6 protein-coding genes and 1 riboswitch are annotated in these 18843 nt (G+C 38.7%); of the genes, 4 read left to right on the top strand and 2 right to left on the bottom strand.

What is annotated here, in order from left to right; translation table 11 throughout:
* The first annotated feature begins 353 nt into the window (after positions 1-353).
* Together ACIQ2D_RS18325 and ACIQ2D_RS18320 are read left to right on the top strand one after the other, a co-directional pair.
* Positions 354-1934, top strand: coding sequence for a sensor domain-containing diguanylate cyclase (locus tag ACIQ2D_RS18325; protein ID WP_402866656.1), 1581 nt, complete (start codon positions 354-356; stop codon positions 1932-1934).
* Positions 1935-2611: 677 nt separating this feature from the next.
* Positions 2612-6997: an S-layer homology domain-containing protein gene (locus tag ACIQ2D_RS18320; RefSeq protein WP_402866653.1), complete on the top strand. Its 4386-nt coding sequence runs from the start codon at positions 2612-2614 to the stop codon at positions 6995-6997.
* A 1230-nt stretch (positions 6998-8227) separates the two neighbouring features.
* On the opposite strand, the gene ACIQ2D_RS18315 is transcribed toward ACIQ2D_RS18320, so the two are convergent.
* Together ACIQ2D_RS18315 and ACIQ2D_RS18310 are read right to left on the bottom strand one after the other, a co-directional pair.
* Positions 8228-9931, bottom strand: coding sequence for an S-layer protein (locus ACIQ2D_RS18315; protein ID WP_402866650.1), 1704 nt, complete (start codon positions 9929-9931; stop codon positions 8228-8230).
* 130 nt (positions 9932-10061) lie between these two features.
* On the bottom strand, positions 10062-15332 hold the full coding sequence (locus tag ACIQ2D_RS18310) for an S-layer homology domain-containing protein (RefSeq protein ID WP_402866647.1): 5271 nt from the start codon (positions 15330-15332) through the stop codon (positions 10062-10064).
* Positions 15333-15767: 435 nt separating this feature from the next.
* On the opposite strand from ACIQ2D_RS18310, the gene ACIQ2D_RS18305 reads away from it, so the two are divergent.
* The gene (locus tag ACIQ2D_RS18305) at positions 15768-16697 is read left to right on the top strand and encodes an AEC family transporter (RefSeq protein ID WP_402866644.1); all 930 of its coding nucleotides are present in this window, start codon (positions 15768-15770) and stop codon (positions 16695-16697) included.
* A 60-nt stretch (positions 16698-16757) separates the two neighbouring features.
* Positions 16758-16872: riboswitch (TPP riboswitch) on the top strand.
* 150 nt (positions 16873-17022) lie between these two features.
* Positions 17023-18801, top strand: a complete 1779-nt coding sequence (thiC, locus tag ACIQ2D_RS18300) for a phosphomethylpyrimidine synthase ThiC (RefSeq protein ID WP_402866641.1) — start codon at positions 17023-17025, stop codon at positions 18799-18801.
* Positions 18802-18843 lie beyond the last annotated feature (42 nt).

The following is an 18843-nucleotide window of genomic DNA, read 5'->3' as shown; positions in this document are numbered from 1 at the left end:
TACAATTTTCTAATATCCCCATATTATAAAAAAAGCGTTTGGTAAACCATCTGTATTAATACAGATTTTATAAAATTTAACAGTATTATAACAGAATTACACTCTGTTTGACTACGTATTTTTCATTATAATGCAAGTTATCAGAAAATTATATGTTGTAAAAATATAAAAATTTTGAATATAGATTTCTTGTCAAATTTCAGACAATAAGAATCTGTTATTAGAAAATTTAAAAAATATAATGCAAGAAAACAATATTATATTACACATTTTATAAGAAGATACTAAAATTTACTTTGGTCATGCTATGATAGACTGTATGAGGAAATTTACATAGGAGACTGGGATGGATAATGACAAAATACCAATATCTTAAGCTGAAGCATTTGATTATAGGGGTAGCACTAGCGGCATTTCTAATAACGCTTGTTAGTAGTTTATGGAGTGGCTATCGCGTGAATGTGAATACGATTAAAGCAAATTCGCTTGAAACGAATCGTGTCTATGCACAAAAACTCGCAGAGACAGCTAACGCATATTTAGATGGGTCATTTCAAATACTAGGTTATAGTGCCGAGACTATAGCCGATGATATGGACGATGAACAGATATTAATTAAAGAAACAGAACGTATTAAAATGCAAAATGATATGTTTAATTCGGTGCTTATTACGAATGCAGATGGACTTGTGTTATCGGTATCGCCACCATCGATTGAAGTTCAAGGCGAGGTGTTAACGTCTCCTGGAGCAACTGAGGCATTAGAACAAAAAGTGCCACTAGTATCAAAACCGTATGAAGGTATTACAGGTCGACTACTTATTTTTATCTCACATCCAATTTTCAATGATGCGGGACAGTATGTAGGTTTAATTGGCGGCACCATTTACTTAAAGGAAGAAAATGTGTTTTATAAGTTATTAGGTAAGCATTATTACGATGATGGGTCATATGTGTTTGTCGTTGATGAGGACGGGCGCATTATATACCATGAAGACCCAACACGTATTAATGACGAAGCGATTGAAAATAAGGTCGTGCAGGATGTGGTTGCTGGTAATAGTGGTGCACAGCAGATTGTGAACACAAAGGGTGTGGAGATGCTCGCTGGGTATAGTGCGATTCCATTATCAAAATGGGGCGTGGTATCTCAAAGACCACTTGAAGTAGCGTTGAGTCCATCGATGGATCATGTGAAAAATATGACATTTGTCGCGATGCCATTGCTTGTGTTTTGTTTAGTGTTGGTACTGTGGGCAGCGACAAGAATTGCTCGTCCATTGCAACAACTAGCTACTTTCACGGAAGAAAGCTTAGATACAAAAAATGTGAGCAGTTTAGAATCGGTATCAGGGTGGTACTATGAGGCATCTAGTCTGAAAGGTGCGCTCGTACGTAGCTTGTCTTTTTTACAGGGACAAGTATCGTTCTTTAAAGATCAGTCTATAACGGATCCATTAACAGGTGTAACAAATCGTCGGACGATGGATGCATTGTTAGCAGAATGGACAGATAAAGAGTTACCACACTCGATCATTTTACTAGATTTAGATCATTTTAAGAGCATTAATGATACTTATGGGCACGCTGTTGGTGACAAAGTGTTGAAGTTTTTAGCAGAAAATATGCAAGCTGTCGCCCGTGATGTAGACATATGCTGTCGTTATGGTGGAGAAGAATTTATCTTGCTACTACCAAATACAACAGTAACAGAAGCAGAGTATGTAGCAGAACAATTGCGAGAAAAATTAGCAACTACAGTGAGTCCATGTGGTCGAGCTGTGACATTATCTGCGGGGGTTGCAGAGTATCCGATAATGGCTGCTACAACAGAAGAGCTTTTTGAAGCGGCAGATGCAGCTTTATATCAAGCAAAACAAGCAGGACGAAATTGTGTCATAATTGCAGGACAAGAACAAACGCAACAAATATAATAGCATGTATTCATCGGTAAACTCTTCAATGTGATAGATGGTTAAATTGGGTTTATGATCTGTTGTTTAGGTTATGTGAATAATGGAGTGTCATGTTGGGCAAGCTATTCTTGAGTTATCCACTAAGTGAAAACAGTGAAATCTATATGATGCGTAAACTCGGGACACATCCCTCAGCCGATTTGAAAAGATATAAGGTTACCCCCCTTTCCCTTATGACAATTCAAGTACGATGAAGATGTATGCCTATATATTGTAAAAGCCAAGAGAGCACCGATGCTCCTTGGCTTTAAATTTGTGGTTTGAATTTAGATGGTTTTGGGAATAAGATGTGTGATTGTTCGCTGAACAGTTTGGTACGCCGTTGTAGGCAATGTCCAAACTGTTTTTTTTATTGCCAATACATAGCATTATTTTAGGGTTATCTATGAAGGTAGCCTACTAACCTGTCGATATAAAAGGTATGATGAATATAGAAAAAGGTTCATTACCAAAATATGTACTTGATTTAGAGTAAACTTTACTATAGGTAAGCGCCTGTAGTGGAATGTACTGTCAAGTACAGATTTTAGTGTAGAACTTAGAAAAATATTGCTTATCTTTTTTCAGGAGATTTCAAAATGCCCGCTGAATGAAGATAAAATCTGGTATCAATCAGATAGGAAAGGAAGAGTGAGATGGATAAAACTAAAATCCAAAAGGTAAACAAGGCACTAATTGCTACTGTGTTTGCAACTAGTGGGATTGCTGTTGTTGTACCGCCACCACAAAAAGCTGCAGCAGCCACTTCACCATTCATAGATATCGATCAATATAATAGTCACTATGACAACATTCTGAAATTATACAAACAAGGTGCAATTGGCGGTTTTCCTGATAAAACTTTTCGCCCAATTCAAAATGTAACACGTGGGCAAGCAGCAAAAATGCTAGCGACAGTACTAGACCTTGATCTGAAAAATGTTGATAATCCATATTTCACAGATGTACCTAAGAGCAATGAATACTATAAATACATTGCAGCCTTAAAAAATGCCGGCATTATGTCAGGCTATTCCAATGGTACATTTATGCCAAACGAAATTATTACACGCGGGCAATTATCAAAAATGCTAGTGCTTGGCTTTAAATTTGAAGTAGCTTCTAGCTATGATCACAATTTCCAAGATGTGAATAGCCAAACGAGTAATGCGGCGTATATTCAAACATTAGTGAATTTGAAAATTACCGAAGGAACAACACCTGTCACATTTTCTCCGTATAATGCGGTAACACGTGGACAAATTGCATCTTTCATTGTACGTGCTCAAGATAAAAAAGAGAATGTAACGTCTTACAAAATTACAAGTATTGAAGACGATATTGTTTACATAAATGCTGTACCTTATACTGTGTCTTCAAACCTTGCAAATATTTTCAATGAGGATAACGAAGAAGTGCTTAAAGGGGCTGTCATAGAGGGGACATTCACGGGAGGCAATTTAAGCTATGTTTCAAAGCTGACATTGAATGCGAGTGGTACGTATACAAATTTCTTAGAGCTAAATGGTGCTAACAGTTCCTTTGGTGCTTCGATTGTGGTGAACGGTAATTACATTCGGTTTGCAGACGTAAATTTGACAGGCACCATGTTCATCAACGAAACGGTGCGTCCACCGCTACATATGAATGCATCAGCAGGCAACAGTCCACGCTCTTTAGGACGTGTGGCAAGCACGAATCTAGGATTTATCAACTGGTCAAACCCAGATCAGCCAGAAGATCAACCAGCGAAAGAAGACTCTTCAAATGGGTTGCAAAACTGGACGAATGAAAACAAGAATCCTGGTTCTAAAGAAGAACCAAAAAAAGATGACCCATTCGTGAACTGGTCGAAGGACCGAGTTGTAATGGAAAATGTGGAGAAGTATGTGGAGTTTTACAATAGCTCAACACCGCATCTAGTCGTGTCACAAAATGCGACAAGAATCGAAACAAATACGACATTACCTCGTGTGGACATCCGTGGCTACGTACGCGAATTTGAGATTATAGGTAATATCACGACATTAAATTTAAATACAGAAACAGACCTAACTATCTACGGGGAAAGTAATATTTTCCGCATTAACAAATATAGCTATACCGATTTACAGCTATACTTTGATGGTCGCGTGGGTACATTGTTCGTCGATAATTCGTACGGTTGGATTGATATAGGTGACTATACGTATATTGATAGAGTAATTTTACCGAAAGATGAAGGGCCAAATAATATCTTCGATGATTTCCTAGATGATAAAGATAATATTGGTGGAATTACCGATCCAGACGGCAAACCAGTCGATAAAGATGATATTGAAAACCAAAAACCAGCAGATAAAACGAAACCACTTGTTACTATTACAAATCTTGAGTTACTAAGTGGCAGTGATATTAGTTTCGATTTCACGTCTACTGAAGTCGGTACGTACTACTACATTATTCGTGAAAAAGATGAAGATCCACCGACTAAATCGGAGATGGTGAATCGTGTATCTTCCGACAATGTTGCAAGTGGAACAGGTTCAGCAGCAGTAGGGAAAAATACTGTCAAGGTTTCAAACTTAGGCGAGAAAACAGAATATGTTCTTTATGTAATGGTCGTAGATGGTGCGAAAAACGTATCTGATCTTGCAACTAAATCGTTCCAAATGAAAGATGGTTCACCACCATCAGTGAAATCATTAACGGTTCTACCTTTACATGGTGGTAAGCGTGCAGAAATGAAATTCGTGGCGAGTGAGCCAGGCGAGTATTACTATTATGTACGCCCAAAAACATCGGCTCCGGAGCCAACAACGAAAGACATTATCGCGAACCCTACAGGTAAAGGGGAGGCGAAATCAGGTGAATTAGCGATTACGGAAATTTTAAAAGATTTAACGCCTGAAACAACGTACCAAGTTTATGTTGTAATGAAGGATAAATCGGGCAACTTATCAATCGATCCACCTATTTCAAAAGAGTTTACAACAACCGCACCAGATAATGAGCATCCGTATGTGGAAAATCCAAAACTGGAGCGAGCAGGTAAGGAAAATCAGTTCTATGTATATTTCAGTGAAGCATTAGATCCTGAAACGGCAAGAAATGTGCAAAACTACGACTTATCGGGAACAGTTATTGTCAATACAACTGGTCAACCACGTATTAAGCCATCTTCAGTTGAATATAAAGAGGGCGATAAAAAAGTATTACTAACGATTCCTTCTGAAACAGGTTTCGTTTTAGGCGATACATTACGAGTAACGGTATTACCAGGCGTCAAGGATTTAGCAGACAATGAATTTGAAAATGCCACTACAGTTAAAGAGAATGAGTCTGTTCGTAACTACGCTGAATACTTACATGACAAGCAGGATTTACCGGTTATGTCGATTGAAAATGTTGTTAGTAAGCCAGACCAATCAGATGGATTTAATCGAGTGGAAGTTGAATTTAAACCAAATAAGGCGGGGACTTACTATTATATGGTACTACCTGACACAGTTATGGACGGGGGCATCTCAAAATCCTTTAAGAAATATTTAGAGGAAAAGGGGATTACACAGCGCGATTTCGTCAATGAATTCGAATCGGATACGAGCCTACACTCTGGCTATTTCCAAATCAGCGGTAAGGATATCTATGTTGTAAAAGGTAATGGACCGGCAACATTAGAAGAAAAGACACAAAAGTTCCCGATTTCTATTCCAAAGGATAAACTAAATCCATTTGTGAGTTATTCAGTATATATGGTATTAAAAGACCGTGGTGGGGAACTTTCTATCATTAACTCAAAATCTATAATTGGGGATTCAAAAGCGCCGCTTATTAAGAATTTAGAAATTAAGCCTAAATTAAATGATGATACGAAGGCTGAAGTGAAATTCAGTACAGACGAAGCAACGTTGCTTCACTACTGGGCAGTACCGAAGAAAAATGCAGACGGTACACCAAACCCAGATGCCAATTTACCACTTACGACAGAAGCGGATCGCAAGGCATTAGAGGCGACGTTAAAGAGCAAGCCGTACTTTGAAACGACTGGCTCAGGTGAAAGTGGAATAAAAGAAATTACGGGCTTAACAGCCCATACTGATTATGTTGTTTATTTTGGTGCGGAAGATACGTATGGTAATATGACTATCTATAGTGCCAATGCTGCTGGAAATGACCATGATACATCGGCGACTGGATGGATGAAGAAGAATCTATATTCAGATGGTACACCACCGCGTATTGAAATGACGGTTGATGGTAAAAAGAAACATAATATCGTGTATCGTAATCCAGATAATACGTTTGCGATTACTTTTAGTGAAGCGATTATGCGTGATGTTGATGGCAATTCTACGCTTAGCGATTTAAGTCTGCTAACAATTACAGATGAAAGTGGTGCAGACATTTCATCACAATATCAATTTGTATCCTACACAAAGGGTGCAAAAACTACGGATGAAAGTAAATTAATAATCAAGCCGGTTGGTTCGGGAACAGCAAATAAAACATTTACTGTGAAGATGAAAGATACAGCAGTAGACTATAACATCACAGGCTATACAGGTAATAAGTTTGACGTTGCCGACTTTGGTAAGTATGTACATCAAAATTCGGGTGTGGCATTCAAATCAGCTACATTAATGGGTAATATGTCTGTTGGCGCAGTACCATCATACCGAGAGCTTGAATTTATGTATCAAATTGCAAATGCCAAAGATGATTTAGAATTCTATTATGCAGTTCGTGTTGATATTGTTACTGGTGATTTAACAGCAGAGGAAATTATCTTCGCAGGTAAACATGCTTCACAAATCGCTGCTGGACAAGCAGTACCTGGTATCGCAAATGGGATTACAGTTGCTGGTATAGGAAAACCTGAAAATTCATCTGATAACTCACAGAGATCTATATTAACAACAAATTCAACTAACCCGAATAAAGTATTCATGGAAGGCGACCGTATTTACTTTGCAACAGTTGATAAATACGGAAATATTTCTCAAGGTGTGTTGGATTCCAATTCAACACAGAAATACATTAAAATTGTTCGTCGTCCATAAGGATGCTTTATACCAAAATATTTTAGCAAGTTAAATAGAAGATTTAAAATGTTGCAGTACAACGATCAATTATAATAAAGTATTATTTAACCTGATTTCTTCCAATCATTAAGTAAGCAAAGCTTCGAAAAACACCAATTTCTCTTATATGAGATGCTGGTGTTTTTTGTCTTTATTTTAGTATTTGCAATATCCCTTAATTCATTTGAATAACCTGCATCATCATTAATAGAGTCGATTGAAGGAGCACTAATTGTTTATGGAGGTTCATTGTTTCTTTTGCTATATCGGTATCAGTTAGATTATCCATAACCTAAGTTAGATCTCTCATTCCGCACTTCTCAGAAGCGAAAAAGTAGGATTTCTTCATTCGTTTGTAGAATTGAATCGTAACTTGTAAAAAGGGGCTATGGATTCTGTTACAAGGCAAATTATTGCGATATACAATGCCATGTATTAAATATCATAAGTGAGATTATGAAAGAACTGAAATTATCACAACTTATCGACAAATCGGTACCTGTCTCTGAGCAGTGTAAAACACTGCCAAGTGATATCGTGCTATTAAGTGGTCCTCGACATTTTAAGTGACTGGCCAAGGCGGCCAATCAGTTGTACACGACAGTCTATACGATACGACAAACATTGTAAAGGTATGGATTAATATCTATTAGCATTTCAAGTCCTTTGTTTATTTCGGACTATAAGTTAACAATCGACCATGTTCGTTTTAATGTGGAGGATTGGTTGGAACAATTGAAAGCGTTACAACCGCTCCAGCGCAACAGGTTAGAGGCGCATGAACATGTTTTACATGCGTATAAGGGTAGCTATCTTGGAGAGCAGGCTTATATATGGGGGGGAAGTGAAAGAGAATGACTAAAACGGTTATGGTTGCAACATAGGCAATAACTGAGCGAGTTTTACATAAATGAACAAAACTACGATGCTGCTGTAGGGGGAGAGGAAAAGCGCCAGGCTATTTACCTAGAGGAAGAAAGAAGTTATTTTATGTTAATGAAGCTTTATTATATCTTTAATAATCTGAAAGATGTTGAGAGACAGTATTTGCTGTTACAGAAAATGCTTCAGGAGCAATTTGAGGTGGGACCAAGTGTGGAAATAGAGGATTGGTATTAAGAATGGCCATGTCCCAAGATGAGTTTTTGTGCTGAGATATGCATTTATGTGAGATTGGAAAAGGACCCTGCATATGCAGGGTCCTTTTGATTAATTTAAGCCTGGGCGTTTGGCTTCGTTGTAAGTGTTAATGGCATTGGTTAAGTAAGTGATTGCGTTTGTCACATCATGCTGTGTAGTAGAATGATCATATGCTATAGTTCGAGCATATGAAACAGCGTTATCAAAAATGGTTCTTACATCTTGCGTTGTCCAATTTGTCCAATATGATAAACCATATCCATTATTCCAAGAAACTTCAGCATACTGGATATTATCGATGAGCGACGTAAGCGTTGATCTATCACCATAGTATCCATTTCCAGAGTTACCATATTTATAATTGTTCTTATAAGTCGTGATAGCATTATTTAAATTGTTGATGGCATTTGTAATCTCATACTGTGAAGCGTTGTAATTATTCACGACATTTCGAGCGGTTGAAACAGCGTTCACTAGCGCATCTTTTTCTGCTTGAGTTGTCCAAGCTGTATTAGGATATTGATTACTGCCATTCCAATAATAATAAACATCTACATACTGAACGGAATTGATAAGATTAGTCAGTGTATTTTTATCGCCAGCGTAAGACTTTTGAGCGTTTTTGTAGATAGCAATGGCGTTATTTAATTGCGTGATAGCGTTTGTTACTTGCTCTTTTGTTGCTCTTGTATCATTGGCTACCGCTTGAGCACTCGCAACGGCAGTGTCGAATATTGTTCTATCAGCTTGTGTCGTCCATTTTTCAGTAGTGTAAGTATTGTATCCATTGTAATATCCATTATTGTATCCATTATTGTATCCATTGTAATATCCATTATTGTATCCGTTGTAATATTCATTATTGTTTACAGGAACGTACTGAATAGAGGCAATTAATGCAGTTAATGCAGTCTTATCCACAACAGCATAAGTAACTTTTGCATTATTATCGTCTACTTGCACCTTGCTGAAATGATGGGAAGAATCTAAAGCGACATTATTGCCACCTTTGACTGTAGCTTGCTCAATTTTACCGTTTCCTTGAAGACTAAAATCATTTTTAACATCAATAACAAGTTTCCCAACATCTGCATCAACTTCTAGTAAAGGAACATCATCAGTTACCTGAATATTAGAAATAAGTTTATCTGAATCTAGCATTATCTTATTGCGTTGTACGTTAATATCTGGCGTAAGCATATCTTTGAGTGTAACATTTAGCCAACTTATTTTCTTCAGTCGTAAAGGTTGGAATGTGATCGTATCACCAACTGTGACGCTTTCGATTGTGATCGCTTTCTTTACTCGAGCAGTCACAATTAGTTCTTTTGAAATCGTTAGATTCTGTACTTTATTATAATCGCCAGTAACTGTAAGATTGCCGGAAATCTTAGCATTACCACCATCGAATACCACTGGTTTTTTGCTAGTACCCATTTTACTTAATGTCAGCGCTATGATATCTGTAACTTTACCATTAACTACATTAACTGTAGCTTTCGCATTAGTAAGTGCCTGACGATTTGTAGTTTTAAAGATAGGCTTTAGAGATTCGCTAATTGTTAATTGCCCTTTTGAAGTTTGGATTGTATTACTTGAAAAACTTGTAATTGTTAGTGAAACTTCTCCAGAAGGGATTACTTCTTCAGATGACGCGACTTTTTCAGTTGTTTGTACCGTATTGTAATTTGAATGATTTACAGTTAAATCATTCAAAGCTGCACTTGCAGTTGTTCCTGGTAACACCATGGATGCTGTTATAGCTGTTGCCATTAACGTAGTTAGCGCTTTATTTTTCAATATGACCACTCCTAATTAATGTATTTAGTAACTAATATAACATATATTCCTATAATTTAGTAGTTTTTCAAAAGGCTCCACATCAGCAGAGCCCTTAAATTACTTACAACAAATCTGCAGATTGCAGGGCTTTGTATAAAATTTTCGCCAATTGTGAGCGAGTTAATTTGCCTAGTGGATCAAATGAGCCGTCAGCTTTTCCTGATACAATGTCAAGACTTTGCATAAGTGCAACTGCATTAATGGCACTGTCTGCGATTAGATGAGCATCCGTAAACTGTGGAGACTCCCATACATTCGTATCAACGTTAACGTAATCTAGCATCCGTTCTACCATCATCGCAGCTTGTTGGCGCGTTAGGGTGCTATTTGGATTGAAGGTCGTCGAATTAACGCCTTGGATGATACCAGCTTCATATAGTGCCTGAACTTCACTTTCATATGATTTTCCTCTAATATCGTTAAAGTTTGTGTCTGTTGACGGTTGAATATCTAAAGCGCGAGCCATCATCACGGCAAACTCTGCGCGTGTGATGTTTTGATTTGGATTAAATTTACCATTACCATCGTTTTGGATAATGTTACGAGCAGCAAGCTCCTCGATGTATTCCCTATGACTATCGTTTTGAATATCCGTAAATGTTGTATTTGAACGTGTAATTATAAATGTATCGGATCCATTCGTTTTAATCGTATATTGATCGCCGTCTACTGTGTATGTTGCTGGTACACGGTTGCCGAATTGGTCAACACGTAGAATAACTGAATTTTTCGGTACAGACTCTATGATGATGTCTACCTCTGTCGCAAAAGTTACAGGTTTTTTGTCCATTGTAGCTTTAAACGAAACTCGACTCGATGTTGCTTGGATTTCAATTGCTATTGTGCCTGTTTTATCGCCGACAACTGTCACTGTTGGTGGGATAATGGCTGTTACATTGGCTCTTGTTGTCAGTATAAAGCGCTCTGAGTTACCAACTTCATTAGATACAAAGATTTGTGCTGTGTAAGTGTCACCTTTTGATTTAGTCATCGCGGTTCTTTCTCCTGGGATAGCCGCAAAGTCTGGTAAAAGATTTGTTTCCTCAGTGTTTGTATCTTTGTCATCGGTATCTACGCCATCTGGAATGCCGCTTGTATTGTAACTTAACTTGCCTGTTTCAAAGTCTATAAGTGTTTGCAGATTTGTCACTAGCGGTCTTTGTAAAGCTGTTAAGTTGTTATAAACGCGGCGTGCACGATCTATTTCTTTACGAATGGAGTCACTTGATAGCGAGTTAATGGCGTTTACTACCTTACGTGCAGCAGTCTTGTCCTTTTCTACAAGTGCTTCGGCCTTCTCAAGAGCCTCCTCTAAATAAGCAGCTAAATAGACCCCGTGATTTTTTATGAGTGCATTGTAAGCGGCACGAGCATTTGCTACATCCGCATGGAATGTCAGCCTAGATGGATTTAGTGCCAAAATCATATTTGTTACGTTGCGTACTGCATCGATCCCCGATTGAGCAGCGTTTAAAAGCTTCACAGCATACTCAGGCACAAATGCTTTTTGTGCGGCGTTGAAGGCATTGTACTCACTTTGCAATGCTGCTAATGCCGCTTGATAGCCAGGACTTGTGTTACTAAGCGCATTAATTTTATCTTCTAATTTCTTCGCTTGCGCTGCGTATGTGTCATAGGTTACTAGGTGTTCCTTTAATACGTTGTAGTTATTGATAAGTGCTTGCTGCTCTTCTGGTAGTGCGGCATAGGCACTTTTTGCTGCCTCGACATCTGCTTTGAATGACGCGCTTGTGTTGTTGATGGCCGCGATTTGCGCAATTAACTTTTGTGCAATATCGCTCGTGCCTGCAAGGTCAGCCACTTTTTTCTCGGCTGCTAAAAGGTCATCATAATTTGTGACATACTCTTTTTGTTTGTCGGAGAGTTTATTGTATGCCTCCCGCGCTCTTTTTACATCAACAGCAAAGGTTTTCTTTGTTTCATCGAGCTTGTCAATCATGGCGATCACAGCTTCAGCCTGTTCTTTGCCGTTCGTCTTATCAACTAGTGACTCTAGCTTCGAATAATTTGTTACGAGCTTCTTCTGGAATTCTTCTAAGGTATCATACTTAGCCTTCACAGCTAAAATGGCTTCTTCTGTAGAATCTTTTGATAAAGTATCAATTTCCGCAATCACAGCTTTTGCTGCATCGATGTTGGCCTTTGCCGTGTCGAGCTTGTCCCTATTTGAAATAAGCGGTTTTTGATCTTCATCCAATTTCGTATAAAGGGCTTGGGCAGCATCATAATTTGCAATGTAATTTTTCACATCTTCTTCAGATATGGCTTCAATGGCATTGTACACTTTCGTGAGGTTTTCTGAAGCTTTTTCTAGATCTATCAGTTTTGTTTTGGCTTCGTGACTAACAAGTGCTTCTTGTGGGTCTGTTAACGCATCATATTCCTTTCTTGCCTCCTTTAGTTTAGCAAGGAAGTCTTGATCTGTTTGTTTTAATGCCAGAATGAGTGCAGTTACTTCATCCGCAGCTTTTTGGTTTGTTCGAGTTTCTTGTGCCACTAATTTTGCTAAGGCAGTAGGTTCCACGAATTTTTTACCGATGTCTGTTAATTTGTCATAGGCAGCACGAGCCGCTGTGATGTCTGCTGGTGTCGATGCAACACTTAGTGCGTTAAGCTGATCATTTGCTTTGTTCCCATCCGTAATGTTTCTCTGGGCAGTATTATATAGCTCCATGGTTTGAATTGAAATGTGCTTTTCAGCATGGTTTTCCATTAGTAAATCTTCAGGAATAAGGTCTGAACCAACAAGAGTTTTGCCTTTCAACGCATTAATTTTGTCAGTTACTGAATTCACAACGTTTGTATAATCCACTGTAAATGTATCTGCCGATGTTGTTGTTGATGGGGCAGATGTTGGAATCGTTGTAATAGCTGTAATGATTGATTTAATGTCTACAACAAGATCCTCTGCGATAGTTAAACGTGGTGTAACAGCGTCAAGTTTGTCCTGGTCTCCTTGTGGCAAAGATGGATATGCGGCAATAAAAGCCTCATAAGCTAATCTAGCGTCGTTTACGTCCGATACGAAATTGGTATTCTCCGCCTTTAATGCATTGATTTTATTAACAACTGCATCAACTGTATTTGTTTTCGCAAAATCAGCAGCCATAGCGGTGTGTAATGCATCCAGTGGATTTGGAATAAGATCCACAAACATTTTTCGTTTTGCAGGATTAAATGCTAAGTATCGCTTGTAAAGTGCTTCTAATTGCGCATCTGTTGGATCACCTGAGATTGCTGTTTCAATGTCTGTTTTAAGCGAATTAACTTCTTTTGTATAAGTTGTATATGTTGCTCTTGCTTTATCGAAAATGCTCTTATTCGTGATTAATGCTTTTTTGCTATCGGAAAGTGGCTTTATGAGCGCATCTAATTGAGTAAATGCAGCTTCAAAATTAGCTGCCTGATCGTTTAGTAAGCTAAGTTGATAAATAATGTTTGAGACTTCATTCTCCGCAGCGATCATTGCAGCAACTGCCGTATTCAATTTCGCTATATTATCAATTGGTACTTGTTGCGCAGGTGTAAGTCCATCAAATGCTTTTTTTGCTGCTTTAACATCAGCAAAATAGGTTGCTTTTGTTGAGTTTAAGTTCTTAATCATATCCCATACAGCTTCAGATTTTGCAGCAATTTCCTCTTGTTTTTTTAACTCGTTTACAAGAACACCATAGTTGTATACGATTGTTTGATCTTCTGTTGTTGTTAATGCTTGATAGGCAGCTAGTAAATTATTTGCTTTAGTGACGAAATCAACATCGGTTTCATCTAATTGTGCAATTCGTAAGGCAATATTACTAGGACCATCGGGAACTGCTTGGATTTCGTCAATTTTTTGTTTAAGGATATTGCGATTGCCTACAAATACCTGTTGTGAAACTGATAATTTATCAAAAGCTATTTTTGCCTTGACGATATCTTGCAGAAGCGGTGGTGTAGAAGTAGCGAATTTAGTGATTAATGCAACGACTTTAGAGCCGGCGCTACTATCATTAACAAGTGAGACTGTCACTGGCGTACCATCTGCCTTTTTGTATGTCAATGTTGTACCAGAAATATCTAAATCAGTAACATAGGTTTTAACAACAGGTGTAAGATCTGTGCCATCTGTTTTAACTTTATAAAGATAGCCTTTTCCATCAGTCAAGTTACTAAAATATAACCAGCCATTTTCTTTATCCAGTACTAAGTCCTTTGCTTTAATGTCGACAGACGCAGTATCGGCGGATGTGAAAATTACCTCTTTTAAACTTTCAGGAGTAGCGGCATGGCCCACATTTGGCAATGGCTTTAAGTCTAAGCTTGCTAGCTCTCCTGTGTTTTTCACATAGTAAAGCATATTTTCATCGGTAATCGGTTTGATGACATTTTGCAAATCTTTAAAGCTTGCATCGGCATTAGGAGCTATTGAAACACCATTAGGAAGCGTGAAATTTGAATGCGTGTTAAACCCAGTACTGTCTCGTAGGAAATATTGATAGCTAATCGCCTTATCATCAGTGTTGCTCGCATTGCGAATCGCTGGCTCATCCCAAGCTGTATCTAAGTGATAATACGCATTATTATATTTCACAACGTTCCAAGCGTGCGGTGTGCCAGCAGCTGTACCTGTTACATAGTGTGCCTCAATACGAGCTTCCTTTAATAAATAGTATGTTACGAGTGCATAAGCTTGGCTAACACCTTTTTTCTCTGTTAGTAGTGTATGTGCGGCATGTGGGCTACCTTTTGAATCCTTCGTAAATGTTGCATTTTTTACTACATAGTCATGAATCGCTTTGATTTTTTGGAGCTCTGACATTTCAGATGTGATATTACTATTTATAATGTTTGTTATTTCCTTTTTGACTTGTTCTTCCTGTGCTATTGTCGTGTTGTATTTTATGTCAAAGGCAATCGTTACATTATTGACATAGCCTGAATATGTGTAGTCACGAGAAATCGTAGCAGCTGTGTAAAATTGATTTCCTGGGACCTTATCGAAATCTGTATAAATTTCAGTTAGGGCTGCTTGTAATCCTGCTGTAGGACCTGTGTATTTCACAGTAAAGGTTGTTTCATAGTTTTTAAATTTAGCTGTTAAAATACTTTCCAGCTCATTCTTAGTTGAAGCTGTATCGGCACTAGTCGTAGTTGTAGAAAGTGAACGCAAGCTCGGTTGTGGCTGTCCGTCAAATATATGCTGTGGATTGACCCAAGAGCCTGACCTTGTTGGAGTTGTCTGTTGCGCTGCATCTACACTTGGCACTAACGTAACCATTGCAGGAAGGGCTGCTACCGAGAGTAGTGCTATTTTTCGTTTATGTTTCATATGGATATATCTCCTTCTCTAGTAAATAGGGTTATATATATCCTTATTTTATCATTTATAGTAATGTGATGGATTTTATATTGTCGAAATTTTCACTAATAAGTAGAAAGTAGTGGCTTAATGGCGTCTTTTTAAAATTTTTTGTACACAAATAGAAAAAAATCCCTATATATACAGGTGGCAGAAGTCTTATAAAGGGATCAGCCTTGAGTGGTGGCTAGTTTTAATTGTAGTGGGACGTCGGACTAATAAAGAAGTGGCTCAGTATGCACATTTGGAATTTAAGATGAAGGTAATCCATTCGCTTGGAAAGTTTCAACTTTTATGTATACTGTTTTGAAAAAAAAGATTTCAGACTTTTCAAAGATTTATTGACCTGTCGTACAAACAGTCCTACTATGAAGACATAATAATTCAAAGAAGGGGGCAGTTTTTATGATGTATCTCGGCATGATTTTCTTTCAAATTGTTGCCCCAATATTAGTCCTGCTTGTGTTAGGAGCTATTTTGCAAAGGAAGTTTCAATTTAATTTAAAGGCATTATCTCAGCTCATTACATATTGTTTTATGCCAGCGGCGGTGTTTGTGAATATATATGAAACGAATGTCGAGGTCTCGGTGTTAGGGCAAGTGGCGTTATTCATACTGCTTTTTATCGGCAGTCAAATGGTGTTGAGTCACTTCATAGCCAAAGTTCTTGGACTTGCGAAAACAGAAGCGGCGGTCTTTAAAAATAGCGTGGTGCTCATTAACTCCGGCAACTATGGTATTCCGGTTGCGCAAATGATTTTTGTGACGCAGCCGATTGGTGTCGCTATTCAAGTGATTCTTGTCATCTTCCAAAATATGACGACGTATACTTATGGGCTGTACAATCTTATTTCTTCTACTAAATCGGGATTAGCGATCGTGAAGGATTTCCTCAAAATGCCGATTATCCATGCACTTATGATTGGTGTGGTGATGAATTTCTTCAATATTGGTATTCCGCAGTTTATCCGTATTCCAATTGATCATGTGGCAGACAGCTTTATCGCGATAGCACTTATTACGCTCGGTACACAGCTATCACAACTCGAATTAAAATCGATGTTCAATAAAACGGTATTTGTCAGCTGCTTTACTAGATTGATAATTGGACCAGCTGTAGCGCTACTTATTATTTTTGCTTTAGGTTTAGACGGTGTTGTGGCACAGTCGCTCTTAATCGCAAGTGCATTTCCGACGTCTCGGAATAGCTCAAGTCTCGCTTTAGAATATGATGTGGAATCGGAAACAGCAGCGCAAACTGTATTGTTTTCTACGATTGTGAGCTGTCTAACAGTGACAGTTGTTATCTATGTAGCTGAAATATTATTTGCTTGAAAAATAGTTCTATAACTTCCATATCTTAGTGCATTCTGCTACACTATCATCAAACTGAATAGCCTTAACTAGGGGAGTCCGATGAGTCGGGCTGAGAGGGAAACACATAGAAGTTTCTTGACCCTTTGGACCTGATCTGGCTCATACCAGCGTGGGAAAGTTAATGATGACTACAACGTTTTTTTTGTGGTCAATACAACCTTTACATTCGTAGCCGGATCCAATATTTTTTTGGATTCGGCTTTTCTTTTGTAGTAGTGTAACTCGCTTTCGTGAGCTGGGTTCGGTCCTGAAAATTCATTTTAAAAGGGAGCGGGAAAAGTTCATGACAACAGTTAACGAGAAAAACATTACGATTATGTCAAGCTTTGATGGTAGTAAGAAAGTATATGTGGAAGGGTCAAGACCGGATATTTTAGTACTGATGCGTGAGATTGCGCTTAGTCCGACGACGGGTAGTTTTGGGGAAGAAGAAAACCCACCGGTGCGTGTTTACGATACGAGTGGTCCCTACACGGATCCGGCGTACAACATTGACATTACAAAGGGATTGCCAGCGTTACGTAGTGCTTGGATTAGAGAACGCGGTGATGTAGAAGAGTACGAAGGTCGTATGATTAGACCTGAAGATAACGGCTTCAGAAATATGGATGATCCACGGATGAAAAATAATGTTTTTCCAGTTCTTTATCGTAAGCCAATACGTGCGAAAAAAGGGCATAATGTGACACAGCTGCATTATGCAAGAAAGGGTATCATTACGTCGGAAATGGAGTTTGTAGCAATTCGTGAAAACATGGAGCCGGAATTTGTGCGTGCTGAAATTGCGGCAGGTCGTGCGATCATGCCATCTAACATTAATCATCCAGAAGCAGAGCCAATGATTATTGGGCGGAACTTTCATGTGAAAATTAATGCGAATATTGGAAATTCTGCAGTATCCTCATCCATTGCGGAGGAAGTCGAAAAGATGACGTGGGCGACACGTTGGGGTGCGGATAATATTATGGATTTATCCACGGGTAAGCATATTCATACGACACGTGAATGGATTATTCGTAATGCGGCTGTGCCAGTAGGGACGGTGCCGATTTATCAGGCACTTGAAAAGGTCAATGGTGTAGCAGAGGATTTAACGTGGGAAGTTTATCGCGATACGTTAATCGAACAAGCCGAGCAAGGTGTGGATTATTTCACGATTCATGCGGGAGTATTGTTGCGCTATGTACCGCTGACAGCAAGTCGTGTTACAGGCATTGTGTCACGTGGTGGTTCGATACTGGCGCAGTGGTGCTTGTTCCATCATCAAGAAAACTTCCTATATACACATTTTGAAGAAATTTGTGAAATTATGAAAGCGTACGATGTGGCCTTTTCACTAGGGGATGGCTTACGCCCGGGGTCGATAGCGGACGCCAATGATGAGGCGCAGTTTGCGGAGCTTGATACGTTAGGGGAGCTGACGCAAATTGCCTGGCAGCATGATGTGCAGGTGATGGTAGAAGGACCAGGGCATGTGCCGATGCATTTGATTAAGGAAAATATGGATAAGCAATTGGAAGTATGTAAGGAAGCTCCTTTCTATACATTAGGGCCTTTAACGACAGATATTGCACCAGGTTACGATCATATTACGTCTGCTATAGGTGCAGCAATGATTGGCTGGTTCGGTACAGCAATGCTTTGTTATGTGACACCGAAGGAACATCTAGGCTTACCGAATCGTGAGGACGTACGTGTGGGCGTGATTACGTACAAGATTGCAGCACATGCGGCGGATTTAGCGAAAGGTCATCCAGGCGCACAAGTACGTGATAATGCATTGTCAAAGGCAAGGTTTGAATTCCGTTGGCGTGATCAATTCAATTTGTCGCTAGATCCAGAGAGAGCAGTGGAATACCATGATGAAACATTGCCAGCTGAGGGTGCAAAAACTGCGCATTTTTGTTCTATGTGCGGGCCAAAGTTTTGCAGTATGAGAATTTCACAAGATATTCGTAATTATGCAAAAGATAAGGATTTGAATACAACGGAGGCTATTCATCAAGGGATGCAGGAGAAGGCGAAGGAATTTAAAGAGGCGGGTAGTCAGATTTATAAATAAAAAATGAGGCTTGTATCTATGGATAATTTTTCATCTTAGACA

The organism is Lysinibacillus sp. NPDC097287, assembly GCF_044761695.1.
Lineage (GTDB): Bacteria > Bacillota > Bacilli > Bacillales_A > Planococcaceae > Lysinibacillus.
This window is presented reverse-complemented; position numbering and strand designations above follow the sequence as displayed.

Excerpts from the sequence above, each read along its gene's own strand:
- ACIQ2D_RS18325 (WP_402866656.1), top strand. The coding sequence starts at position 354 with ATGACAAAATACCAATATCTTAAGCTGAAGCATTTGATTATAGGGGTA.
- ACIQ2D_RS18320 (WP_402866653.1), top strand. The coding sequence starts at position 2,612 with ATGGATAAAACTAAAATCCAAAAGGTAAACAAGGCACTAATTGCTACT.
- ACIQ2D_RS18315 (WP_402866650.1), bottom strand. The coding sequence starts at position 9,931 with ATGGCAACAGCTATAACAGCATCCATGGTGTTACCAGGAACAACTGCA.
- ACIQ2D_RS18310 (WP_402866647.1), bottom strand. The coding sequence starts at position 15,332 with ATGAAACATAAACGAAAAATAGCACTACTCTCGGTAGCAGCCCTTCCT.
- ACIQ2D_RS18305 (WP_402866644.1), top strand. The coding sequence starts at position 15,768 with ATGATGTATCTCGGCATGATTTTCTTTCAAATTGTTGCCCCAATATTA.
- thiC (WP_402866641.1), top strand. The coding sequence starts at position 17,023 with ATGACAACAGTTAACGAGAAAAACATTACGATTATGTCAAGCTTTGAT.